This is a genomic window from Lysinibacillus sp. FSL R7-0073, from assembly GCF_038009065.1.
In the GTDB taxonomy this organism is placed as follows: Bacteria; Bacillota; Bacilli; order Bacillales_A; family Planococcaceae; genus Lysinibacillus; species Lysinibacillus fusiformis.
The window spans coordinates 1628339-1652460 of record NZ_JBBPAS010000001.1; the positions used below are offsets into that span (position 1 = coordinate 1628339).

At 38.1% G+C, this 24122-nt stretch carries 21 protein-coding genes and 1 other RNA gene; 19 read left to right on the top strand and 3 right to left on the bottom strand.

Going from position 1 to position 24122, the window contains the following annotated elements:
* The first annotated feature begins 30 nt into the window (after window positions 1-30).
* From MKY88_RS07730 to MKY88_RS07740, 3 genes are read left to right on the top strand one after another with little or no spacing between them, the layout of a single operon-like run.
* On the top strand, window positions 31-759 hold the full coding sequence (locus tag MKY88_RS07730; RefSeq protein WP_258268227.1) for a DnaD domain-containing protein: 729 nt from the start codon (window positions 31-33) through the stop codon (window positions 757-759).
* Between the two features lie 12 nt (window positions 760-771).
* Entirely contained in the window at window positions 772-1434 is a 663-nt protein-coding gene (gene nth, locus MKY88_RS07735) for an endonuclease III (RefSeq protein WP_069480757.1), read from the top strand.
* Window positions 1431-1745 (top strand): YpoC family protein, encoded by a 315-nt coding sequence (locus tag MKY88_RS07740; RefSeq protein WP_328202293.1) that lies wholly within the window; start codon window positions 1431-1433, stop codon window positions 1743-1745. Before nth ends, MKY88_RS07740 begins: the two co-directional genes overlap by 4 nt.
* A 69-nt stretch (window positions 1746-1814) precedes the next feature.
* Here the strand turns inward: MKY88_RS07740 and MKY88_RS07745 are convergent, their stop codons facing one another.
* Together MKY88_RS07745 and recU are read right to left on the bottom strand one after the other, a co-directional pair.
* Complete coding sequence (locus tag MKY88_RS07745) at window positions 1815-4511, bottom strand: PBP1A family penicillin-binding protein (protein WP_340813328.1); 2697 nt, start codon at window positions 4509-4511, stop codon at window positions 1815-1817.
* Between the two features lies 1 nt (window position 4512).
* Entirely contained in the window at window positions 4513-5157 is a 645-nt protein-coding gene (gene recU, locus MKY88_RS07750) for a Holliday junction resolvase RecU (protein ID WP_069480760.1), read from the bottom strand.
* Between the two features lie 381 nt (window positions 5158-5538).
* Between recU and MKY88_RS07755 the strand changes: the two genes are divergently transcribed.
* From MKY88_RS07755 to MKY88_RS07765, 3 genes are all read left to right on the top strand, one after another.
* Window positions 5539-5733, top strand: coding sequence for a hypothetical protein (locus MKY88_RS07755; protein ID WP_008176489.1), 195 nt, complete (start codon window positions 5539-5541; stop codon window positions 5731-5733).
* A 217-nt stretch (window positions 5734-5950) separates the two neighbouring features.
* Window positions 5951-6334 carry a YppE family protein gene (locus tag MKY88_RS07760; protein ID WP_193831446.1) on the top strand — a complete coding sequence of 128 codons (384 nt, stop codon included), beginning with the start codon at window positions 5951-5953 and terminating at the stop codon, window positions 6332-6334.
* Window positions 6309-8582 carry a DEAD/DEAH box helicase gene (locus MKY88_RS07765; RefSeq protein ID WP_340813330.1) on the top strand — a complete coding sequence of 758 codons (2274 nt, stop codon included), beginning with the start codon at window positions 6309-6311 and terminating at the stop codon, window positions 8580-8582. Before MKY88_RS07760 ends, MKY88_RS07765 begins: the two co-directional genes overlap by 26 nt.
* A 140-nt stretch (window positions 8583-8722) precedes the next feature.
* Here MKY88_RS07765 and MKY88_RS07770 read toward each other — a convergent pair whose 3' ends face one another.
* The gene (locus tag MKY88_RS07770) at window positions 8723-9076 is read right to left on the bottom strand and encodes a hypothetical protein (protein WP_328202281.1); all 354 of its coding nucleotides are present in this window, start codon (window positions 9074-9076) and stop codon (window positions 8723-8725) included.
* Window positions 9077-9356: 280 nt separating this feature from the next.
* Between MKY88_RS07770 and MKY88_RS07775 the strand changes: the two genes are divergently transcribed.
* The 13 genes from MKY88_RS07775 (at window position 9357) to MKY88_RS07835 (ending at window position 24121) form a co-directional block, all read left to right on the top strand.
* A complete protein-coding gene (locus tag MKY88_RS07775) occupies window positions 9357-10607 on the top strand; it encodes a ribonuclease H-like domain-containing protein (RefSeq protein ID WP_328202280.1) in 1251 nt (416 codons plus the stop codon).
* A 121-nt stretch (window positions 10608-10728) separates the two neighbouring features.
* Entirely contained in the window at window positions 10729-11028 is a 300-nt protein-coding gene (gene gpsB, locus MKY88_RS07780) for a cell division regulator GpsB (RefSeq protein ID WP_069480766.1), read from the top strand.
* 60 nt (window positions 11029-11088) lie between these two features.
* An RNA gene (gene rnpB, locus MKY88_RS07785) (RNase P RNA component class B) lies at window positions 11089-11468 on the top strand.
* A 493-nt stretch (window positions 11469-11961) separates the two neighbouring features.
* Complete coding sequence (locus MKY88_RS07790) at window positions 11962-13707, top strand: putative bifunctional diguanylate cyclase/phosphodiesterase (RefSeq protein ID WP_069480767.1); 1746 nt, start codon at window positions 11962-11964, stop codon at window positions 13705-13707.
* Window positions 13708-13710: 3 nt separating this feature from the next.
* Window positions 13711-14847, top strand: a complete 1137-nt coding sequence (locus tag MKY88_RS07795; RefSeq protein ID WP_069480768.1) for a THUMP domain-containing class I SAM-dependent RNA methyltransferase — start codon at window positions 13711-13713, stop codon at window positions 14845-14847.
* An 85-nt stretch (window positions 14848-14932) separates the two neighbouring features.
* Entirely contained in the window at window positions 14933-16840 is a 1908-nt protein-coding gene (locus tag MKY88_RS07800; RefSeq protein WP_340813333.1) for an ATP-dependent DNA helicase, read from the top strand.
* Window positions 16841-17068: 228 nt separating this feature from the next.
* Entirely contained in the window at window positions 17069-18529 is a 1461-nt protein-coding gene (locus MKY88_RS07805; protein WP_328202273.1) for a sensor histidine kinase, read from the top strand.
* On the top strand, window positions 18522-19100 hold the full coding sequence (locus MKY88_RS07810; RefSeq protein ID WP_025115126.1) for an ANTAR domain-containing response regulator: 579 nt from the start codon (window positions 18522-18524) through the stop codon (window positions 19098-19100). The genes MKY88_RS07805 and MKY88_RS07810 overlap by 8 nt, the downstream gene beginning before the upstream one ends.
* A gap of 83 nt (window positions 19101-19183) precedes the next feature.
* On the top strand, window positions 19184-20425 hold the full coding sequence (gene eutH, locus MKY88_RS07815; protein ID WP_328202269.1) for an ethanolamine utilization protein EutH: 1242 nt from the start codon (window positions 19184-19186) through the stop codon (window positions 20423-20425).
* Between the two features lie 25 nt (window positions 20426-20450).
* Complete coding sequence (gene eutS / locus MKY88_RS07820) at window positions 20451-20792, top strand: ethanolamine utilization microcompartment protein EutS (protein ID WP_012293763.1); 342 nt, start codon at window positions 20451-20453, stop codon at window positions 20790-20792.
* A gap of 10 nt (window positions 20793-20802) precedes the next feature.
* Window positions 20803-21303: a EutP/PduV family microcompartment system protein gene (locus tag MKY88_RS07825; RefSeq protein ID WP_008176450.1), complete on the top strand. Its 501-nt coding sequence runs from the start codon at window positions 20803-20805 to the stop codon at window positions 21301-21303.
* A 17-nt stretch (window positions 21304-21320) separates the two neighbouring features.
* The gene (locus MKY88_RS07830; RefSeq protein WP_340813334.1) at window positions 21321-22745 is read left to right on the top strand and encodes an ethanolamine ammonia-lyase reactivating factor EutA; all 1425 of its coding nucleotides are present in this window, start codon (window positions 21321-21323) and stop codon (window positions 22743-22745) included.
* A gap of 5 nt (window positions 22746-22750) precedes the next feature.
* Window positions 22751-24121 (top strand): ethanolamine ammonia-lyase subunit EutB, encoded by a 1371-nt coding sequence (locus MKY88_RS07835; protein WP_069480771.1) that lies wholly within the window; start codon window positions 22751-22753, stop codon window positions 24119-24121.
* Window position 24122 lies beyond the last annotated feature (1 nt).

Genomic DNA, 24122 nt, shown 5'->3' on the forward strand with positions numbered 1-24122 from the left:
TACTTACTTAAAGAAGGAGTCTAGAGGAATATGAATGCAAATAATCATCGACTCCGTACATGGACTGAGCAGAGAATGATTCCCATTCCCCAGCTTTTTTTTCAGTTTTATAAGGAGTTAAATATAGAAGATGAAGAGGCGCTAATTGTTATGCACTTGTTAGCCTTTCATATGGAAGGGTATGACTTCCCTACACCAAATGATCTAAAGAATCGTCTCACAATGCCAGAAAATGAACTAACATCCCGTTTACAACGATTAATGCAAAAGGGCTTCCTTGAAATTACTCGTGATGTGGATACAAGTGGCAAGCTCTATGAAAAATATTCGGTTTACCCACTCTGGGAGCGAATTGTGCAGATGATCGAGATGAAAGAGCAACAAAAATCTGCCACAACACTTCAACAAGAAGAAGGAGAGATTTTCCGACTCTTTGAAGAAGAAATGGGACGTCTTTTATCTCCTTTAGAGCTTGAAAAAATAGGATGTTGGCTTGATGAGGACAACCATAGTCCAATACTCATTAAAGAGGCATTGAAAGAAGCTGTTTTTGCTGGGAAACTGAGTATTCGCTATATTGATCGTATTTTGTTAGAGTGGAAGAAGAAAAATATTACGACACCTCAAGCTGCACAAAAGCAAAGTGAGCAGTTCCGAGAGAAGCAAACATTTAGCAGGACTCCAGCACGGACAGTTCAGCAAGATGCGCAACCAACTAACAAAGTACCTTTTTATAATTGGTTAGAAGAAAGAGAATAGGGGGCATCCAGTTTGTTAACAAAAAAACAGTGGGAGCATTGCCTAGAAGAAATGGATCGAATGTTTCCTAATGCACATTGTGAGCTTGTACATGCCAACGCCTTTGAGCTCACAATTGCGACATTATTATCTGCACAATGTACGGATGTACTTGTTAATAAGGTAACAAAAACATTATTTCAGAAATATAAAACGCCTGAAGATTATTTGGCTGTCCCGTTGGAAGAATTACAACAGGATATTAGGTCTATTGGCTTATATCGCAATAAAGCAAAGAATATTCAGGCTTTATGTCAACGTTTGCTAGATGAATATAATGGCGAAATACCGGCAACCCGAGAAGCACTTGTAACATTGCCAGGTGTAGGTCGGAAAACAGCAAATGTGGTGCTATCAGTAGCCTTTGATATTCCTGCTCTAGCAGTTGATACCCATGTAGAGCGTGTTTCCAAACGTCTAGGTCTATGTAGATGGAAAGATTCCGTACTTGAAGTGGAAGAAACAATCATGAAAAAAACGCCTATGGATAAGTGGTCGAAAACGCATCATCAGTTAATTTTCTTTGGTCGTTATCATTGTAAGGCCCAAAATCCTGGCTGCCATGCCTGCCCTTTACTTAGCGATTGTCGTGAAGGTCAAAAGCGTTTGAAGAAAGGCTTGGTGAAGGAAGCATGAATAGTAAGGCGATTGAAAAAGATCAGGTAGATGCTTGGTTTGCTCAATGGACAACCCTTCAAGCAAACATCCACGAAGCCCATGATGCTAGAGACGGTACAGCAAAAGGTTTAATGGAAGAGGCAATCCAATTGTTTGAACAGCTTGTACAAGCTGCAGGAGACGAGGTGCTGCCGATTAATGGGGTTGAACGACTTGCCTTTATTAAAGCGAAGCCAGGGCAATATGCTTGTTATCGTCAGCTTGATGAATTGTTTAAGGAAACGAAAAAGCGTACAGCACGTTTACGAATTCAAGCTAGTAAAAAATAAAGTGGCAGGATAAAATACTCGTGCCGATAGAAAAAACCGAGAAGCATTATATGCTTCTCGGTTTTTTGTTTATTCTGAGCTTTGTTCTTCATTATTTGGGTCTACAGGATCTGTAGGAGGAGTTGGTTGCTGGCTTCCATCTGAACCGCCGTTGTTTCCACCGTTGTTGCCGTTATTCCCATTCCCATTCCCATTTCCATTATTATTATTATTATTGTTATTACCACCGTTGTTGCCATTACCGTTACCATTGCCATTATTATGACCGTTATCTTGATCTTCTTCACCAGGATCTGTTGGTAAATCAATGTTTGGCTCATCCGGATCTTCCGTTTCTACATCCTCTTCTTCAGTTGTACTTGTAATTTGGAAAGTTGTGGTACCTGGTTCGCTTCGTGTACCGTCCACAATGGCTACGACTGAAATCGTGTAATTGCCATCTTCCAGCGTATTGGCAACTGATAAACCTTTGCTCTCTGTTTTACCAAGGTCAAACTTTTTACCGTCATCACGGGTTGCAGTTACTTCAAAGGAAGTTGGTAATGGTTCATCTGTTTCCGGATTCAAGCTGGCATCATGTTCCCAAGAAATATTGATAGACTGTGCCCCTAAATCTAAGCTTGCAGATACGTTGTATGGCGTAGCTAATTCTGGTGCCTCATAAACACTCGACACTTCTGTTGGCTCAGTACCACGAACGAATAGCTCTGTTTGACGTAATTCGTTTGGTGTAAAGTCACTTGCCAATTTCAATGGCTTAGACCCCACTTCAATCGTTGCTTCTACAACTGTACTTGGCTTTTTAAAGCTTTCTGTTTCAACGTTTGCTGAAATGTCTTGCATAATCGATTTAAATAGATTTTGTGGTAAACGACGTTCTTCCCACGTTGTAATTGGATCAAAATGTTTTTCATAGCCACTCCATATAGCGATGGAATAGTTTGTCGTATAACCAGCAAACCATGAATCTGGAACACTTGTGTTCGGTAAATTATATTTATTAAAATCTTCAGCTGAATAGTTGGTTGTACCTGTTTTACCTGCGATGTCTAGTCCAGGGACATTAGCTGCAGTACCTGATGCGTCAGGTTTGTTGCCAACTACATCACGTAGCATATCTGTTACCATATAAGCTGTAGCTTCACTCATCGCTACATTAGGCTCAGGTGTATAATTTTTAGATGTTTTCCCATCACGGTAAACAATTTTTGTAATAGCGTGTGGGTCCGTGTAAACGCCGTTATTTCCGAATGCTGCATAGGAAGCCGCCATTTGAATAGGGGAGATAGTAATCGCTCCACCACCAATTGCGTCTGATTCATAAAGGTTTTCTGTTTCAATCCCTAAACGTCCAACAAATTCCTTCGCATTTTCAGTACCTACTTCTTGTAATGCTTTGACAGCTGGTACGTTTCGTGAAGCATATAATGCCTTACGAGCGGTCATGGCACCCATATATCTGCCATCCCAGTTAGTAATAGTTTGTTTTGAATTGGAATAGTTCATAGGTTCATCTACAAGTGTATGGCCTGTAGACCATTTTAAATATTCAATGGCTGGACCGTAGTCCACTAATGGTTTCATTGTAGAACCAGGTTGATTTTTTGTTAAATCATCTGCATAGTTCCAGCCACGTTCGGCACCATAATGTCGACCGCCACCAACAGCTTGGATCGCTCCTGTTTTCGTATCAATGACCGCTACACCTGACTGAATATCTTCTGTTGGGAAATTGCTGTCATTGTTCATCACATTTTCAACAACTTTTTGGGCATTTGGATCAAGTGTTGTATAAACTTTAATCCCTTCTGCCATGGCTGAACCATCGCCATTATTTTCTAATTCATTAATAACGACATCTAGGAAAGCATCGTATTTAGAGCCAGCAAATGATTGACGTGTTGCATCGTCAGCAAGACCTGCTTGGACATCAACGTTTTTAGCTTCTTCCATTTCCGTTTTTGAAATTTTTCCGTGTTGATACATTAATCCTAAAACCGTATTACGACGTTGCTTAGCAAGGTCAGGATTTTTCAATGGATTATAAGCATTTGGTCTTTGTACTAACCCTGCTAATAATGCTTCTTCATCTAATGTTAAATCTTTTAATTCTTTCCCGTAGAAATATTGGGCTGCTGTACCAAAGCCATAAATACGGCCTGACATTAGCATTTTATTGAAGTACATTTCAAAAATTTCTTCTTTTGAATATTTACGTTCTAATTGAAACGCTAGCCAAGCTTCCTGTGCTTTACGCTTTAATTTCTTTTCATTTTGTAAAAATGAGTTTTTGACCACTTGCTGTGTTAGGGTAGAGGCACCTTGTGCACCAAAGCCATCACGGAAGTTAGCAAGTATAGCACCACCTAGACGGTAGAAGTCCATGCCGTGATGTTTAAAAAAGCGTACATCTTCCGTTGCAAGAATTGCGTTCACCATATCTTCGGGTATATCTTCATATTTTATATATTTACGGTTTTCAGCACCGATTGTTGCAAAGATTTCACCGTTTTTATCGTAGAACTCTGAAGACACAGGGTCTTTCAATAATTCCTCATCAAGCTTAGGAGCTGTGCTTGCATAGTAAGCAAATAAACCTGCTCCTCCAATGAAGCCTACAACACCGATGACTAATAGCGTTAAGAAAATACGTTTTATCCACATTTTAGCGGGTGTTGACGATTTTGTTGTTGTTTTCTTACCTTTTTTATTTTTTTCAGCGAGAGCCTTTTGATGCTCTCCACGTGTTCGACGACGTTCAGTCATACTATTTCTCCTCACTTTCAAACCCGCAGCATTTTTCATCGATCAGTTGTTGGATGATGGGTAAATAATCGATACGTGGATAATAGCTAGTGGGAATTTCATACGCCTCTTCTACAATCGTTGAAAAGGGTATAGATTTACGATTGCCATTTTCCATTGCTTGCCAGGCCTTTTGTAAAACTTCATATGGCACAATAAAATATCGTTCAAAAGCTGAAAAGCGAACGATAATAAAAGCCACACCATTTTGTTCAGTCACTTGCTGCATATGGGTCATTTGATGCTCATGAATATTTTTTAAGGGGAAACTCGTTTTGGAAGCTGTTTCCTTTGCATCAAAATCAATATAATGCCCATTCCAAACACCATTGTAGTCGGTTGTAGAGGGTGTTCGAAAATATGCTTCACGAATGACAGCAGCACTTCGTGAAGGGTACTCTACTTTGACGATTTGTACAGGAACAGGTTTCTTATGAATGATAGCAAGTCGTCTTTTAATATAATAGTCGTTTGCTTCATTAATTTCATCTTCTAGTGTCTTTCCACGATTACTAAAAGACAAATCTTTACTTTTACTCTTTTTTTCCGTTTTCTGTACAGAAGTATTGGGGGTATATAATTTCCCATTTGGATAGCGAATTGTCATTTAGCTCACCCTTTATTAAACTGCTTTCCTATATATGAGTTTACCATGATTTGATGGCTCTTCTCTACCTCCATCCGTGTTGTCTTTGTTACAAGAGTAGTAGACAGTGGAAGCAAAGAATAAACAAATTGCGTCGAAAAAAAGCTAATGATTGTCTTCCTTGAATCGTCAAAATAATTGATAAATTTAATCATCGAAACGGTTGAAAAATGGTGAATTATCTACACCTTTCATTCAGGACGCTTTTTTAGTTGGAAGGTTCATTTATAAAAATTTATCGAAAATCTTCTTCTTTCAGCTAACTTACGCTTATTTTGTCACGCATGAAGGTAATTCTATACATGCGAGGAATACTTTAAGTAAAGCAAAGGGGGCGTTATTTTGAACAAGTTAGAACAATTAGTTGCGCAGTTAGATCTGGTCAATCAATTACTTTTCACGAGAGTGTCACTGGAGAACAATGCTCAGAATATGCACTTTTTTTTGCAGCTCAAAGCAGTTAGCCAGAAAGTAAGCTTAGCAGAAAAGAACTGGCAAGTAAAGAATGCTTGTTCGCCTATTAGTAGTGAAAAATGATAGACTTTGGTACACTTATCTCATAAGCAATTGAACTAACTCAATAGCATTAAAATTGATACAGTATTTACCACAAAATAAGTAGGGGAAGGTAAAGGTATCAAGAAGTGCCATATTTTCGTAGTTGAAATGATGGACAGGACATACTCATCATATATATGTACTTGCTACGAAAAATATTTGCTTACGTGTAATTGATGAGAGATGAGGTGCAAAATTGTTAGTTATTCAGCAAACATCCAAATTATTAGATGAATGTGATCGATGTGTTTCACGTTTTTGGCAAATGCGTGAGGAGGACCGTACACCTGATTTTTTTCAAGAGGTGAAACCACACGCTGATAAAATTCACCAACTGTTGAAGGAATGGCAGCAAGAGGCCAATAAATGGATTCAAGAGAATCGACCGAAATATATGCATACACAACAAATTGCTTCAACGGTAGAATCGATGGAGCAATTTGTTGTGCAATCTTTTTATAAAGAAACAAGTAAAAAACGCTTTTTAGACGCGATTCATTCGACCTCCTTTACAATGAAAAACTTTGAACGACTGGTAAAGGAGGAGGCAGTAAATGCTATCAAAGAAACGAACGATTAGCGAGCTTTTGCATGAATGGAGATATGATGAAGAATTAAAAGAACGTATTTTACATTGGCAAACACTTGAAGGCCGACCTGCTAGATATGCTCCTTTCCCAGAAAATTTACATCCTTCTTTAGTGAAGGCTTTGCAGGCAAGGGGGATCGAGCAACTTTATACGCATCAGCGAGAGGCCTTTGATTTGGCACAGAGTGGTACATCTTTCACGGCTGTTACACCAACCGCATCAGGTAAATCGTATTGCTATCATTTGCCGGTGTTGCAAAAAATAGTAGAGGATAAAAATGCACGAGCCATCTATTTATTTCCAACAAAGGCATTGGCGCAGGATCAAAAAAATGACTTGAATGAGCTTATTGAACAAAGTGGTGAGGAGATTTTAAGTTATACCTATGATGGTGATACGGCTCCAGGCATTCGTCAGAAAGTTCGCAAAGCAGGACATATCGTTATGACGAATCCAGATATGCTTCATTCAGGAATCTTGCCACACCATACAAAATGGGTATCGCTATTTGAAAATTTGCAGTATATCGTTATTGATGAATTGCATACATATAAAGGGGTATTTGGTTCCCATGTTGCCCATGTTATACGTAGATTAAAACGCATATGTGAATTTTATGGTAGTAAACCTGTGTTTATTTGTACCTCGGCAACGATAAAAAATCCTAAGGAGCTGGCCGAGTTGCTAACAAATGAATCACATGCGCTCATCGCAGACTCTGGAGCACCTGTCGGCAAGAAGACATTTCTTTTCTATAACCCGCCTATTATCCACAAAACTTTTGGGGTGCGTAGAAGTGCCGTGTTAGAGGTAAGTGATTTAGCAAAGAGGCTTTATATAGCTGGTATTCAATCTATCATTTTCGCTAAAAGTAGGGTACGGGTTGAAATGATTGTCACTTATTTAAAGGAGCTCACTCGCAATAAGCTGCTTGATGAATCCGTGCGTGGCTACCGAGGTGGTTACTTGCCATCTGAACGTCGGGTGATCGAAAAAGGCTTGCGTGATGGAACCATTCAAACCGTTGTCAGTACAAATGCGTTAGAATTAGGGGTCGATATCGGCCAGTTACAAGCATGTATTATGACTGGTTACCCAGGAAATATTGCAAGTGCCTGGCAACAAGCAGGGCGTGCAGGAAGACGGCAAGATGAAGCTTTAATTATCTATGTTGCACAATCGACTGCACTTGATCAATATGTGGTGAATCATCCTTTATTTTTACTTGGTAGTGCACCAGAGGAGGCACGTATTTATCCAGAAAATATGTTAATTTTAATGGATCATTTAAAATGTGCCGCTTTTGAATTACCTTTTTCTATAGAAGATACTTATGGTGAATATGACATACAAGAGTTGTTAGATTATTTAGCGGAAGAGGGCGTTGTCTTTAAGACGAGCGATAAGTGGCATTGGATGAGCGATCGTTTCCCCGCACATGATATTAGTTTACGGTCCGCTTCACAGGAAAATGTGGTTATTATTGATCTATCTATTCCTGCCCAAACAAAGGTAATTGGAGAAATGGATCGTCATAGTGCCATGACATTATTACATGAGGAAGCCATTTATTTACATCAAGGGATTCAATTCCAAGTAGAGAAGCTCGACTGGGAAGAAAAGAAAGCTTATGTCCGAGAAGTCGACATCGATTATTATACAGATGCCAATCTTGCCGTTGAAATGAAGGTATTAGAGGAAGATCGAAGCCGAACTTATAACGGCGGTACGATTAGCTTTGGAGATGTAGGATTAGTCGCACAAGCAACCATTTTCAAGAAAATTCGCTTTGGTACGCATGATAATATAGGATCAGGGCCCATTCATTTACCTCCTGATGAAATGCATACAAGCGCATCATGGCTATCACTTCATCTAACAGAACAGTGGTCAGAGGCGGAATTGACAGAGGCAATGATTGGAGTAGCCTATGCCATGAATGCCTTTATTCCTTTGTTTATTCAATGTGATAGCAGTGATGTAGCAGTTGTCCCACAAGTCAAAGCATCCCATAATGAGTTGCCCACATTCTTTGTTTACGATAAATACCCTGGTGGGATTGGTTTAAGTGAAAAGGTCTATGACTTATGGGAAGAGCTATTAATGAAAACCTTGGAGCATGTTTCAAATTGTCTTTGTGAATCTGGATGCCCGTCATGTATTGGAGCCCAAGACAGTTTACAAGAAGGCAAGAAGAGGGTCATAATACTTCTTCAGAGATTAAATCAAATTAATTAACATGAAAAAGAGGGCTTGAGGAATAACTTATTATTTCCTCAAGCCCTCTTGATCTATCAGTGTATATAGATGATCTATCGGTTAATGACAGTAGGCTTTTCTAACTCACGTCCAGTAGCATACTATCAAGTTAAAGATGATTAGATAGATATTTTGTGTTTTTCGTTAAGTAGTGTATTGCCATTTACTTTAACGACAATATTTAGACTTAGAAATCCACCGATTTTTACTTTTACTTTAGAGATCGTGCCATTCGCTTCTTTAATTTCACCTGTCAATTTAACATAAGGGTAGATTTGTTTGAACATACTATCTCTACTTTTTTTATCTACTACTTCATTATTAATATAAAGAACTTCTTCAGTCACAGCATTTACAATTCGAATAATATGGCCTTTATATTCTAACTGCCATACTTTAAATACTTCTTTTTCTAAATCCTCGGTTGTGTTTTTCCATTCTTCTTTTAGTTCTTCACGCAAATTTTTAAACAAGGCATTTCCTCCAAAAAAATAATAATTATATCATAATCTATATATAATTTCATTTTATAGGAAATACTTACAATAGTACACAGGCAATAGACAATTGCGTAAGTTTTCTGTACAAAAAAGTGACATAAATCAATAGGTGTCGTTTCTAATAATGTGAATGGGGAAATGTTTGAATCACTATAAGTGAGAATTTCCTGCGATGAAAATTTTGAATGAGTCAAGCAATCATGGTAATCTTGCAAGAGAGTCTTATATTATTAGCAGAAAATGAGTGAAATACATGTCTTACGAAAATAAAATACTGCAAATGAAAAAAATGCTTAGTAAAAAAACAGCGGCGGCTCACCAAAAGGTAGAGGAGCCAGCTTATCAAAAGCCAGCTAGGCCGAGCTATACCAAGCGATGGGAAGAGGCTGGTCTTACGGTTGTAGAAAATAACTTTGGTATTGTGTTTAAGCGCTATGTACAATATCCGTTTTCTTTTCAGCATGGTCATTATCAGTTACAATCATTTTTTGATGCGTTGAAAAAGTGGCAGGGTGCTGCGTTTGAACATCCGTATGCACTGGATTTTCATGAACCTGTATTATTTTTTGATACAGAAACGACAGGCTTAAAAGGTGTGGGCACTCATATTTTTTTGCTTGGGTTTTTAGAGGTAGACAAAGAATGTTTTAGTTTAACTCAATATATTCTTGCAGACCCTGCACATGAGGCAGCGTTTTTGTTTGAATCGAAACTGTGGCAAAAAACTGCAACGGTCATCACCTATAATGGTAAAAGTTTTGATTGGCCACAGCTTGAAACACGCTGGACACTGCATCAAAAAACATTACCCAAATTAAGATCACAACGACAAATCGATTTATTGCATAGTTCCAAGCGTTTATGGAAAAATGATATGGAGCGCTTAAAATTAAAATCTGTGGAGGAAGAGAAGCTTGGTTTCTCTCGGAAGGGAGACATTCCCGGACATCTTGCCCCTATTATTTATTTAGATGCTGTGAAAAGTGGCGTACCAGATGCTCTTATGAAGGTTTTACTGCATAATGAGTGGGATTTACTGTCGCTTATCACGCTATATAGTCATTCTACTCAGCTCTTGTTTGAAGAGGGATATGAAGAATCTGCAAAAACCTTTACCAATATTGGGAAATGGTATGGTGATTTAAAAGAAAGCACACAAAGTGTTAAGGTGTTAGAACGAGTGACAACACAATTTGATGCACTGGAAGCGGGTAATGCTCAATATTATTTAGCACTACAGCATAAAAAGAGTAAACGCTACAGTGAAGCCATTGATGCATTTGTGGCCTCTCTCCATTTTGTCGAAGCAAGAACAAAGTTGCATGTCCTTGAGCAGCTAGCCATACTTTATGAGCACCAAATAAAAGATTATAAGCAGGCCCTTTATTATACGCAACAAGGCATACATCTCATTCAAAAGAATGAGCAATGGAGAGTAGAACAAAAACAAAAATGGGTAATTTCTTGGGAAAAGAGGTTGCTCAGATTAGGAAATAAGAAATAATTTCCCAGGTAATCGCATAAAACGACAAGATTAGCCTTACAATTGGAGTTTTCAGACGATATAATGTGTTGTAGTATGCTATAATGTATTCGTGTATGTAGTGTGAGGAAGGGCGATGTGAATGGACATTAAATTAACGTCAAAAATGATCCTTGAAAAGGAATTTAAAAAGAACTTTAAAGGCTATAATGTGGAAGAAGTAGATTCATTCCTTGATGAAATTATTCAAGACTATGAAACGTTTGAAAAAGTGATGGCCCAACTACGTGAAGAAAATAGACAATTAAAAGAAGAAATTGAAAATACACCGAAGAGACAACCCGTTGCTTCAGTGGCAGCAGCAGGTACAACTAATTTTGATATTTTAAAACGTCTTTCTAATTTAGAAAAACATGTATTTGGTAGTAAGCTATACGAATAATTTTAGTCAATTATATTGTATTTAACATAAAACTCTAGTATAATCTTTCGTATCATCATGAAATTCTGGTAATCGCTGCGGCGCTAGACGTCGTAGAGGAAAGTCCATGCTCACACGGTACTGAGATGTCCGTAGTGTTCGTGCTTACTGAAAAAATAAGGTAAGGCAGCTGTTCAGGCTGACGGCGGAAGGAAAACCTAAGTCCTTGGATATGGTTGACACTTCCTGAAAGTGCCACAGTGACGAAGCTTGCTTGGAAACTTGCAAGGTGGAACGAGGTAAACCCCACGAGTGAGAAACCCAAATTATGGTAGGGGCACTCTCTTGAAGGAATTGAACGGATAGAGGGACGGAGCTTGCTCTGTAGATAGATGATTACTACCTGGTCGTACGAGGCGCAAGCTGTTTGAGTACTCAGGAACAAAACATGGCTTATGGAATTTTTTTGATGCTTATTTACGAAATAACAAGCGCTCTCCAACTCGGTGGAGAGCTTTTCTTTTGAGTTTATGAGGAAAAAGTAACCTAGTTAATCAAGTCTTGGTATGCGCGATACGTTTGAGAATGGCTACTTGCTAGCCAAGCCTCTATCGCTACCGCTTCTAAGTCACAACATCTGAAAACGGTGATCGCATCAATGTGTATTTATCTTGATTCAGCAAAAGTTTGGGTACCTAGCAAAGTGTTAGATACACATGACTCTACTCTATAGGTAGCGAGAGTTTGCACATTTTCTTTCCATTCAGGTGGCGACAGGACGACTGCTGAATCAAGTATAAACCTCTAAGGATGTCACAGATTTTTAAGACGAGCTTACGAGTTACTCAAAAAAACTGTACACCATCTAAATGGGGTGTCAATGATTTACATACGAGTTGGCCTGACGTAAGTGCCCTTTAAAGGGGAGTATAGAGAGATAGGATGGGGCGGAACATGAACGGAGTAAATAATTGGGAAAGTGTGGATAAATTGAAGTTGATTTCTCAATATCCTACTACCTTAATACTTAAAATCTTCGAAAATGTATCTGAAGGTATCATGATTACTGATAAATACAAAAAAATAGTAATGGTTAATCCTGCCTTTGAATTTGTCACAGGCTATAAACGTGATGATGTGGTGGGTAAAACACCTGCCGTTTTACAATCAGGTGTTCATGAATTACCGTTCTATTTAGAAATGTGGGAACAGATACGACAAGAAGGAATTTGGCAAGGAGAAATATGGAATCGTCGTAAAACTGGAGACGTATATCCTGAATGGTTAACAATTGTTTGTGTAACCAACGATGAGGGTGAGGTTACAAATTATTGTGGTATTTTCACAGATTTGTCTGAAAGAAAAATAGTAGAAAACGAACTAGAAAAACGTTTACTGACTGATTCACTAACAGACGTATCCAATCGTTTTGCATATATCGAAAGAATGGATAATCTTTTAGAATCAACTTCTGCTATTTCTCATTCAGTGCAGCATGCGGTCTATTTTTTAGATTTGGATAGATTTAAGCAAATTAATGATACATTAGGACATGCTGTTGGAGATTCCATTTTAATTGAAGTCGCCAAACGACTAAAACAGTTACTGAAAAACAAAGATATTATTGCAAGATATGGCGGAGATGAATTCGTCATTACATTAACGAATGTAAAAAACGTAAAAGAAGCTGCACAATTTGCTGAACAAATAATAAGTAGTATTGAAAAGCCAATGATGATAAACGGCCAGGAAGTTTTTATTTCTACAAGTATAGGCGTAAGTGTCTATCCAGTAGATGGGAAAAATACGGAAGAATTGATTAATTGTGCAGACAGAGCAATGACCTATTCAAAAAAGAATGGTTTGAACGGCTATTCTTTTTATTTTGATGAACTGCAAACAGATGCACAGCGTGTCTTATTGCTAGATTCAGAGTTAAGAAGAGCCATTGATAATCGTGAGTTTGAGCTGCATTTTCAACCGAAAATTTACATGGACAATGAGCAAATTCAAGGATTAGAGGCATTGGTCCGTTGGAATAATGAAAGGCTTGGCTTTGTCTCTCCTGGAGAGTTTATCCCTTATGCTGAGGAAACAGGATTAATCATTCCTTTAAGTGAGGTCATTCTGGAAAAGGCGTGCGAGGCAGTTATTCAAATGCAACAATACGGGTGGAAAATACCGGTTGCCATTAATATATCAAGCATTCACTTTAAGCAGCAAAATTTTTTAGATTCGATACAAGCAATATTAGAACGCTATAATATGCCAGCAAACAATTTTGAAATAGAAGTAACGGAACGGACAGTCATGAACAGTGCTAACGAAACCGTAAGCAAATTAGTTCGGTTGAAACAATTAGGCTTTAAAATCTCCATAGATGATTTTGGGACAGGCTATTCGTCCCTGAGCTATTTAGTTCGCTTTCCGCTAGATTGTTTAAAAATCGATCGAAGCTTTATTCAACATATTGGGTCGCTCGATGAAAAACAGGCAGTTGTAGATGCTATTATTCAAATGTCCCATCGCCTAAAAATGAAAGTTGTGGCAGAAGGTGTAGAACAGGCACAACAAGTGGATATACTACGTAAAATGAACTGTGATATTATTCAGGGCTATTATTACAGCAAACCATTACCATTAAACGACCTCATGGAGTTTATGGAATATTGGGAAATTGAGCATCAAGGAAGGAAATAATCTATGGCAAATTATCAATTAGTAGCAACGTCAGCAATGGGTTTAGAGGCAATTGTAGCACAAGAAGTAAAAGCACTTGGTTATGAAACAACTGTTGACAATGGCAAAGTATATTTTCAGGGTGATGAAACAGCGATTGCGCGTGCCAATTTGTGGCTACGAGTAGCCGATCGTGTAAAAATTGTCGTTGGACAATTCCCTGCAAAATCATTTGAACAATTATTTGAAAGTGTAAAAGATTTACCTTGGGAAAAATATTTACCAGTGGATGCTGCCTTTCCTGTTTCAGGGAAGTCGGTTAAATCGAAATTATATAGTGTGCCTGATTGCCAAGCAATTACAAAAAAAGCAATTGTTGAACGAATGAAACAGCATTATAAGCGACTTGGCTTTTTAGATGAATCAGGTGCTACTTACAAAATTGAGGTTTCGATTTTAAAAGATGTGGCGACACTAACGATTGATACATCAGGCGCAGGTCTTCATAAACGTGGCTATCGTCAAGCACAAGGTGAGGCACCGTTAAAAGAAACATTAGCGGCGGCACTTATACAAGTTTCAAAATGGAATCCAAATCGTCCGTTTGTCGATCCATTCTGTGGTTCAGGAACAATTACTTTAGAGGCAGCCATGTTTGGACAAAATATAGCACCAGGCTATAATCGTGAGTTTATTTCTGAAGACTGGCCATGGATGAAAGCGCAAATCTGGGATGCTGTCCGAGACGAAGCAGAAAGTTTGGCCAATTATGATCAACCGTTAGAAATAGTAGGTTCTGATATTGATCATCGTATGGTAAGCATTGCACAAGAAAATGCTACAGAAGCAGGATTTGGCGAGCTGATTACGTTTAAGCAAATGCAAGCACGTGATTTCACGACTCAGCTAACAGATGGCGTAATGATCGGTAACCCGCCATACGGAGAACGTATTGGAGATGTTGAAGTTGTAGAACAGGTTATCCGTGATTTAGGAAAAGTTATGAAAAACTATCCAACTTGGTCCGTATATATGCTATCTTCCATGAAAAATTTTGAAGAATTATATGGACGACAAGCGACGAAAAAACGGAAATTATTTAATGGTTTTATCGAAACAAATTATTATCAGTTCTGGGGACAAAAGTCTAAAAGAGATTAACGAATAGTAACGGAAGATAAGATTTTTTCTTATCTTCCGTTTCGTCGCGTATAATAGCACCAGATAGTAAGAGGGGGAACATCAATTGCGTAAATCTTTACCATTTGCATTATCAAAGGACCGATCTTTTTTTGATTCACTAGGTGACTGGATGGGTGACGTCCTTTATGATGAATTGCCTGAAAAAGGCTTTGAATGTCGTGATGAGCAAATCTTTATGGCTTATCAAATAGAACAAGCGCTTAAAGAAAAAAACGTACTCTTTGCAGAAGCAGGTGTTGGAACTGGGAAAACAATAGCCTATTTACTCCCAGCTATTTCTTATGCACGCTATACAGGGAAGCCAGTACTTATTGCATGTGCTGATGAAACATTAATCGATCAGCTCGTTAAAGAGGGCGGAGACATCTATAAGCTTCAAAAAACGCTTGATCTGGAAATTGATGTTCGTTTAGCCAAATCACGGGATCAATATTTATGCTTAAAACGCTTTGAGGAAGCGGAAAAAGTTGAATCGGATGAATGGATTGACGATATTTCCTTCTCCATTCCGGATGGTGTGTATGCCCAAGGTTCAATGATTGCTATTCATCCATATGGAGAACGTAGTAATTATCCATCTGTCAGTGATGAGGATTGGCAAAAAGTTAATTACAACTCGATTATGCAATGCTCTGTTTGTGATCTTCGTAATCGCTGTGGGCAAACATTGCATCGTTCTCATTACCGTAAATCAACGGATTTAGTTATTTGTTCACAAGATTTTTTAATGGAGCATTTAGCTACGAAGGAATCTCGTGAGCGTGAAGGACAGCTTGCCTTACTGCCAGAAGTGTCTATGATGGTATTAGATGAAGGACATCTGCTGGAATACGCTGCACAAAAAGCAATGACTTATAAAGTACAGGCAACAACGATTGTCCAACTTTTAGAGCGATTAATGGTAGATGGTGTGCGAGAACGAACATTGTATGCTATGGAAAAATTGCAAGATGATCACGAGCTATTTTTTGATCAGCTTCGTGATGATATCGTTGCTTCAGATGAGGATCGTAAACGTATCAATAAATCCAAAACATTGCTTGCTTATGGAAAACAATTGATACATGATGTGGAAATATTGATGGAAGAATTTGTTTTTGAATCTGAAATGTATATGATTCCTGAATATGAGTTAAATATGGCAGAGGAATATTTAGAACAATATGAGGCTTCCTTACGTATTTTCATAGCTCAAGGAGATGCAGTCGATTGGCTTGAGGAAACAGATGGGGAAGAAACGTTGGTTATTATGCCTCGTTTAATTACAGAAGTTTTAGCAGAAAAACTATTCTCTAAAAAGCTTCCGATCGTCTTTTCGTCTGCCACTTTATCCGTCAATAAAGACTTTTCGTATATCGCCTATAGTTTAGGTATTCGAGAGTCCCAATCATTTTCAGTCCCTTCGCCATTTGATTATGAAGAAGTAATGAAAATCTATTTACATGAACTTGATCAACATGCTAAAACTGCACGTGTACAGCAATTACTAAGTGATGGTGAGCAAACATTAATTTTATTTAAATCAAAGCAAGCCATGTTGAAATTTAAAGCCGAATTGCCATTAATGGACCGCATGCACGTTGCCTTTGAAGGGGATCGAGAGCTCTCCGCCATTGTTCGTGATTTCCAGCAGGGAACCGTTAAAACATTATGCTCATATCATTTATGGGAAGGCTTAGATTTACCTGAAGAAGCATTAACACGTGTCATTATTTATGATTTACCGTTTCCTCCACAAGATCCATTATTTGATGCGAAGCGTACGTTTGCTGAAAACCCATTTGAAGAAGTGGAATTACCATTTATGCAATTACGCTTACAGCAAGGAATGGGCCGCTTAATTAGGACGTCAAACGATCATGGCGATATTCATATTTTATTGAATGAAGAAGAACAAAAACAACGCGCAGCCTTTGAAAATATATTAGCTGTTGCACCTGAAATAAAATAGAAATAAGAGAGTTTGCTAAATCAGCAAGCTCTCTTTTTTTGTTATATCGAAATAACTATTTTGCCCTTGTTAAATAATGTAATAACAAAAAGATGTTGAATATTTCTCTTTTAAGCTATATAGTTCTTTGTAATGCAATGAATTTTGATGAAAGATAATATTTTTTGTATTGAAAATAATTTCACAAAAGGTTTATAATAATGACAAGAATTTTTAAGAATAATCAAATTGATTGTTGATTATTCTGTGATGGGGGGCTTTAACCTGTCGAACATTCAATCATTGTGTAGAAACTATACTAATCTTTCGGCAACGGATATTGACAAGTTAATAGAAATAGAAGCTACGCTTAAATATTATGCAGAGCTCACTGATTGTTATATGTTCATAGATTGTATGATGGATAATTTATCACATGCAATTGTCGTGGCAGAAGCATTCCCAAACAAGGAAAAAGGTTTATACGAAAAATCGGTTATTGGAAAATTCGTTTTTGAAAGTTTTGAACCAGCCGTATTTACTGCGTTTAAGCAAAAAGAAAAATCATCGATTTCCAGAGCCGTTACACAAGAAGGCATTACGGTCGAGCAAAATGTGATTCCGATCTTTAATGAACAACAGCAAGTAATTGCTGTATTGATTCAGGAAAAGACGGTGAAGATGCAAACGACACCAAAAGATGATTTTCAAAATATGCCTTTTGCATTAATTGAACATATTGTAGAACCTAATTCTCAACCTATACCAGTTGTTTCTGATTTACTTGTAGAGTCAATTATTCTTACCAATCACGAAAACAAAGTCATTTACAGTAACCCAGCTGGCTATCATTTTATTTCAGAACTTTCGGGATTGGAAAACTTTGACAATGTTGCATTGGATAAAATCTTACCGTTTTTACAGGAGGTCTATGATAAAGGCGACGATGTCTTTTTCCTAGAAATTACGATTGAACGTAAATCCTTTATCGTCAAGAAAATTCCAATTCGCAGTCAAAATGACAAGGTTACACTCCTCATTATTCATGATCTAACAGAGCTAAAGCTGAAAGAAAATGAACTTATGATGAAAACATTTGCCATACGAGAAATTCACCATCGTGTGAAAAATAATCTTCAGACAGTGACAAGCCTATTACGCCTGCAAATGCGCAATGAATTGTCGGCTGTCAATGCAAGTGCTTTTCAGGAGGCATTAAATCGAATATATAGCATCTCATCTGTATATGAGCTTATTTTAGAAAATGAGGATAACGCTGAAGAAAGAGTTGACGTTATTGCATTAGCTAAAAAAATTGGACATAAAATGATTGGCACGTCCAATACAGCAACTATCCAACTAGCATTTCATCACGAACATTTGCAAGTATTTTGCCATTCCAAAAAGGCAGTATCCCTTGCACTCATTATTTGTGAGCTACTACAAAATGCATTAAAATATGCTTTTGTTGGTCGTGATGAAGGAGCCATTGATATTCATTTCATGCAGGAGGCTTCAAATATTTCACTTCATATTTCTGACAACGGCGTTGGAATGCAAGAAGTGAAGGCATCATTTGGCATGGAAATTATCACAAGGCTTGTGGAATATGATTTAGCTGGCTCATTTTCAATTATCCCTAGTGAAGAAGGTACACATACTCAAATTCAGTTCCCTGTAAGTGAGGAGGTATTTATCGTAAATGACTAGGAAAGTTATGATTGTCGAAGATGAATCATTGATTGCCATTGATTTGAAGTTTATGCTAGAGGATAATGGTTACGAAGTAGTGGCACAAGCTAATAATGGAGAAACCGCCATTGAGCTAGCCTTTTTGCATAAACCACAATTAATCTTAATGGATATTAAAATGCCTAAACTAGATGGTTTAAAGGCAAGTAAAATTATTGAACAACAGCTTGGCATACCTGTTCTCTTCATCTCGGCATATAGTGAAAAAGAATTATTACTATACATGAAGCAGGATAATATATTAGGATATGTTATGAAACCGTTTTCTGAAAAAAATGTGTTGCCTGTGTTAGAGGTTGCTTTTCATCAAATTGATAAGTTCAATCGTCTCAATGGGGAGATTTTACATAAGCAAACACAATTGGATAAGCGAAAAGTCATTGAACGAGCTAAAGGATTGCTTATGCAGGCTGAAAATATAAGCGAGGACGAGGCTTATCGCAAAATTCGCAATGAAAGTATGCAAACACAACAAGAAATGGTGCATATTGCGGAGCAAATTATTTTAAACTTACAAGTCAATAGTTGAAGCAAAGGCGCTTTAAAGAGATTTCTTCTTTAAAGTGCCTTTTTTTATATAAATTTATTAATCATAAAGGGGTGATGAGTAAGATGGCAATGATAGGAACGATTATCGTTTATATTATTATGATTTGTGCTGTTTTAGGGGCAATCGGAGCAATCCGAGATGCTGAGTATGGAATTGGTAAAGAGTTTATGAATGGTATCCATACAGTTGGTCATATTTTCGTCCCAGCAGCGGGGATCATGGCAGCTATACCTTACTTAACATGGTTTATTAGTCATTTTATTAGTCCGATTTTTGAGTTAATTGGTGCAGATCCTGCGATTGCAGCGACAACTATTTTAGCTTCGGACATGGGTGGTTACCAATTAGCCAATGCTTTAAAAGAGTCATATGAGGGATGGGTAATGGCTCTAGTCGTTGGATTTATGTCAGGTGCTACTATTGTCTTCTCGATTCCAATGGGTCTTGCGATGTTAGATAAGCGTGATCATAAATATATGGCGCTTGGTATTATGGCTGGTGTATTAACAATTCCGATTGGTGCATTTATTTCATCGATTATGATCGTGCTATTTAACACAGAAGTACGTGAAGTTATTAGTACAACAGAGGCGCCTACATATGTATTTGCCATTTCTGTTTTACAAATTTTAATTAATTTACTGCCTTTGTTCATCTTTGTTGTGTTAATCGCGTTAGGCTTAAAGCTTATTCCAAACGGTATGATTGCAGGCTTCATGTTATTCGGCCGTGTGATGGATGCGGGAATCAAATTGGTATTAGTGTTCTCGATTGTTGAAATTTTTACAGGTATTTTTACAAAAATATTTGGTGCATGGGGCTTCGATCCAATTATGGCTGATGAGATCGATCAATTCCGAGCATTAGAAACAGCTGGTTATATAGGTATTATGCTAGCCGGTGCATTCCCAATGGTTTATTTAATTCGAAAATATGCATCGAAACCACTTGAAGCGGCTGGTAAGAAATTGGGCCTATCATCCGTAGGGAGCGCAGGGATTTTAGCAACAATTGCTAATATATTGGCGATGTTCACGCTTGTTCGCCATATGCCACCAAAAGATAAAGTTATTAATATTGCGTTTGGTGTATGTTCAGCATTTTTATTAGGCGATCACTTATCGTTTACAGCTAATTTCCAGCCGACGATTATTTTACCTGTTATTGCTGGTAAGTTTTTAGCGGGTGTGATTGCGATTATTTTAGCGTATAAGCTTTCTGTACCGACTGCTTTAAGGTTAGAAATGGAAGATCGCAAGGCAGGCATTATAAAAGAAGGCGAATATTTAGAACAAAAATCTTAATCAATTAAAAGTGAGGTGATGATGTGTGAGTGAAGAAAAGAAACGATTTATTCAGGAGTTTGTGCCGGGTAAACAGCTAACATTGAGTCACCTTATTGCGAACCCTGACCCCGAGATGTTTCAAAAATTGGGTATTCAAGAATCGGGTGCACTAGGTATTATGACGTGTACTCCGAGTGAAACGGTTATCATCGCAGGAGATTTAGCGACCAAAGCTGCCAATGTCAAATTAGGATTTTTAGACCGTTTTACAGGCAGTCTCGTTATTGTCGGTAGTGTATCAGAGGTGGAAATGGCGATGTTAGAAATTAATCGTTTTTTATCCGAGGTATTAGGCTATACACCATCAAGAATAACAAAATCATAGGATGTGTCGTATGAAAAATCGAGTAATGATAATAGGCGGTGTGCAAGCAGGAAAGTCAACATTGATGAATACTTTGTTGGGCAAAGAAAGCAGTGCCAATAAAACACAAGCACTCGTTTATGAAGACTGGATTGTCGATACACCCGGTGAATATATTGAAAATCCCATGTATTACAGAAACATTATGGCCACTTCGTTGGAAGTAACACATGTCATTTATTTGCAGGATGCCACATCTTCAAGAAGTGTGTTTCCTCCGCAATTTAGCTTAGGGATTCCGAAAATACAAATCGGTGTCATTACAAAAATTGATGCACCTGATGCAGATGTAGAAAGAGCTACAGGTTTATTAAAAAATGTGATGACACAGGGCCCTATCGTGAAAACTTCTTCGTGGAAAAAGCTTGGCGTTGAATGGATTGCGCCACTTATTCAGCTTCATACACACGAAGAAATTCAACAATTCGTGAAGGATTGCGATAGTCCATATCTCATGTATTGCTCACAGTAGCGAGAGGATGGTGTAGGGTGAAGACTGAAAAAATTTATAGTGCTGGTATTGATATTGGGACAAGCACGACCAAAATGGTAGTTAGTAGTTTTTTGTTAAAGAATGTGGCTGGCGTAACACATGTGCCAAGGATTGAAATTATTGAGAAAAAGGTGTTACATCAAAGTCCCATCATTAAGACACCATTTATCAATAAAGACATCATCGATATGAAAAAAATTGAAGAATTCATTTTTCAGCAGTATCAATTGGCTAAAATCGCGCCAACTGATATTTCAACAGGCGCCATTATTATAACTGGCGAATCTGCCACGAAGGAAAATGCAAGAGAGGTTGTCCATACCATTGCGGACGGCGCTGGTCATTTTTTAGTTGCTACTGCTGGTCCTGATTTAGAAGGCATTATTGCGGCTAAAGGGTCAGGTACTTTACAGCAATCCAAAAATTCCTCTAAAGTGATCGCCAATATTGATATTGGTGGTGGAACTGCCAATATTGCAGTGATGCAATTTGGAGAAGTCATCGGGACATGTACCTTACATGTTGGTGGTAGATTGATTGAATTTAACAATGGTAGGATTCAATCAATTTCTCCACCACTCATGGAACTGATGGAAAAATGGTCTAATCCGTTATCCGTCGGTGATGCGGCAGAAGATGCTCGAGTGACGCAATGTATAGAGGAAATGGTCGGTACACTTGCTTTAATTTTGAAGGGTCAGTGTACGGATGACAAACATCCATTATTACTTGGGCATTTGCCAAACTGGCATAAACCAGTAGATGCCATCGTCTTTTCTGGAGGAGTAGCCTCTTGTATTTATGAAAATGAATGTACACAGCGTCAATATGATGATATTGGTGAACGATTAGCGAAAATGCTCGTTCAGCATGAGCAGCTGCAATCATTTTTATGGCTCCAACCAAAAGAAACCGCTCGTGCTACCGTCACTGGTGCAGGTACACAAACTACGGAAATTAGTGGGGCAACCATCCAGGTGGATGGCGAGGTGTTACCACTCAAAAATGTTCCTGTGTTTAACTGCCATCTGGATGAAACAGCAATAGACTATAACAGCACGGTGAAAACAGCGGTGGAGCGAGCAGATGATTTATTTGCAATACAGGATTATCGTGCACCATTTGCACTCTATTTTAGTGAAATGCCATATTTAAGCTTTCAGGGTGTACATGCATTGTGTGAGGCCATTTTGCAACATTTGGCAACAAGATGCTCCAAGGACATACCAATTATCATAGTCATTCAATCAGATTATGCAAAGATTATTGGACAAACCATACAAGCAATCAATCCGACAGTCCCAATTATTTGCATCGATCAAATCAAAGTGGAGACGGGTGATTACATTGACATTGGAGAGGTTCTGCCATCAGGCGTTGTTCCAGTTGTTGTGAAAACACTTGCCTTCCACTCAAAGTAAGGAGGATGAATGTGAATTTATCGGTGATATTTGGTGGAGAGAAATATAATTTTAAATCATTAAAAGATGTCATGGCCAAGGCCAATGAAGAAAAATCAGGTGATCAGCTAGCGGGAATTGCAGCTGAGACCGTCCAGCAACGTATAGCAGCGAAGGCAGTACTAAGTGAGCTTCTAGTGAAAGATATCCGAGAAAATCCATTAGTGCCACAAGAAAATGATGAAGTTTCACGAATTATTGAGGGCGACATTAATGAGCAAATATATGGAGAAATCAAAAACTGGAGCATTGAGCAGCTACGCGAATATATTTTATCGAATGATACTGGTGATCGTGAGTTAAAGCGTTTAAGCAAAGGCATGAACTCTGAAATTATTGCGGCTGTCACGAAGCTAATGTCAAATCTAGATCTCGTTCATGCAGCCAATAAAGTAGAAATTTTATCTACATGTAATATTACTATCGGTCAAAAAGGTACGCTGTCCTCACGTTTACAGCCAAACCATCCAACAGACAATATCGACGGTATTATTGCATCCCTAAAGGAAGGTCTTTCCTATGGTATTGGTGATGCAGTTATTGGTATCAATCCTGTGGATGATTCAGTAGAAAGTGTCAAAAAGGTGTTAACTGCTACAAAGGAATTTATCAATGATTGGTCAATTCCTACGCAGAATTGTGTATTAGCCCATATTACGACACAGATGAAGGCCATTAAACAGGGCGCACCAGCTGATATGATTTTCCAAAGTATTGCTGGCACTGAAATTGCCAACCGTTCATTTGGGATTTCAGCAGATTTAATACGAGAAGCAGAAGAGCTCATTAAAAGGCAGGGAACGGGTACTGGTCCGAACCTATTCTACTTTGAAACAGGGCAAGGCTCGGAACTATCGGCAGAAGCTCATATGGGCATCGACCAAGTAACACTTGAATCTCGCAATTATGGATTTGCTAGACATTTCAATCCTTATATCGTTAACACGGTAGTTGGTTTTATCGGCCCGGAGTATTTATACAACAATAAACAAGTAATACGAGCGGGTCTTGAGGATCACTTCATGGGCAAAATGCATGGTATCCCTATGGGTGTAGATATTTGTTATACAAACCATATTAAGGCAGATCAAAATGATGTAGAAGATTTAAGTGTGTTACTGACAGCGGCTGGCGTTAACTTTATTATTGCGGCGCCAATGGGTGATGATGTCATGCTCAACTATCAATCAATGAGCTTCCATGATGTAGCTACATTACTACAAACATTTGGAAAAAAACCAGCACCAGAATATTTAGCATGGCTTGAGAAAATGGGCATTTATGAAAATGGTCGACTTTCAGCTAGGGCTGGCGATTTATCCATTTTTGAAAGGTAGG

Excerpts from the sequence above, each read along its gene's own strand:
- MKY88_RS07745 (WP_340813328.1), bottom strand. The coding sequence starts at position 4,511 with ATGACTGAACGTCGTCGAACACGTGGAGAGCATCAAAAGGCTCTCGCT.
- MKY88_RS07775 (WP_328202280.1), top strand. The coding sequence starts at position 9,357 with ATGTCTTACGAAAATAAAATACTGCAAATGAAAAAAATGCTTAGTAAA.
- MKY88_RS07740 (WP_328202293.1), top strand. The coding sequence starts at position 1,431 with ATGAATAGTAAGGCGATTGAAAAAGATCAGGTAGATGCTTGGTTTGCT.
- MKY88_RS07765 (WP_340813330.1), top strand. The coding sequence starts at position 6,309 with ATGCTATCAAAGAAACGAACGATTAGCGAGCTTTTGCATGAATGGAGA.
- gpsB (WP_069480766.1), top strand. The coding sequence starts at position 10,729 with ATGGACATTAAATTAACGTCAAAAATGATCCTTGAAAAGGAATTTAAA.
- MKY88_RS07825 (WP_008176450.1), top strand. The coding sequence starts at position 20,803 with ATGAAAAATCGAGTAATGATAATAGGCGGTGTGCAAGCAGGAAAGTCA.
- MKY88_RS07730 (WP_258268227.1), top strand. The coding sequence starts at position 31 with ATGAATGCAAATAATCATCGACTCCGTACATGGACTGAGCAGAGAATG.
- MKY88_RS07790 (WP_069480767.1), top strand. The coding sequence starts at position 11,962 with ATGAACGGAGTAAATAATTGGGAAAGTGTGGATAAATTGAAGTTGATT.
- MKY88_RS07810 (WP_025115126.1), top strand. The coding sequence starts at position 18,522 with ATGACTAGGAAAGTTATGATTGTCGAAGATGAATCATTGATTGCCATT.
- recU (WP_069480760.1), bottom strand. The coding sequence starts at position 5,157 with ATGACAATTCGCTATCCAAATGGGAAATTATATACCCCCAATACTTCT.
- MKY88_RS07795 (WP_069480768.1), top strand. The coding sequence starts at position 13,711 with ATGGCAAATTATCAATTAGTAGCAACGTCAGCAATGGGTTTAGAGGCA.
- eutH (WP_328202269.1), top strand. The coding sequence starts at position 19,184 with ATGGCAATGATAGGAACGATTATCGTTTATATTATTATGATTTGTGCT.
- MKY88_RS07835 (WP_069480771.1), top strand. The coding sequence starts at position 22,751 with ATGAATGTGAATTTATCGGTGATATTTGGTGGAGAGAAATATAATTTT.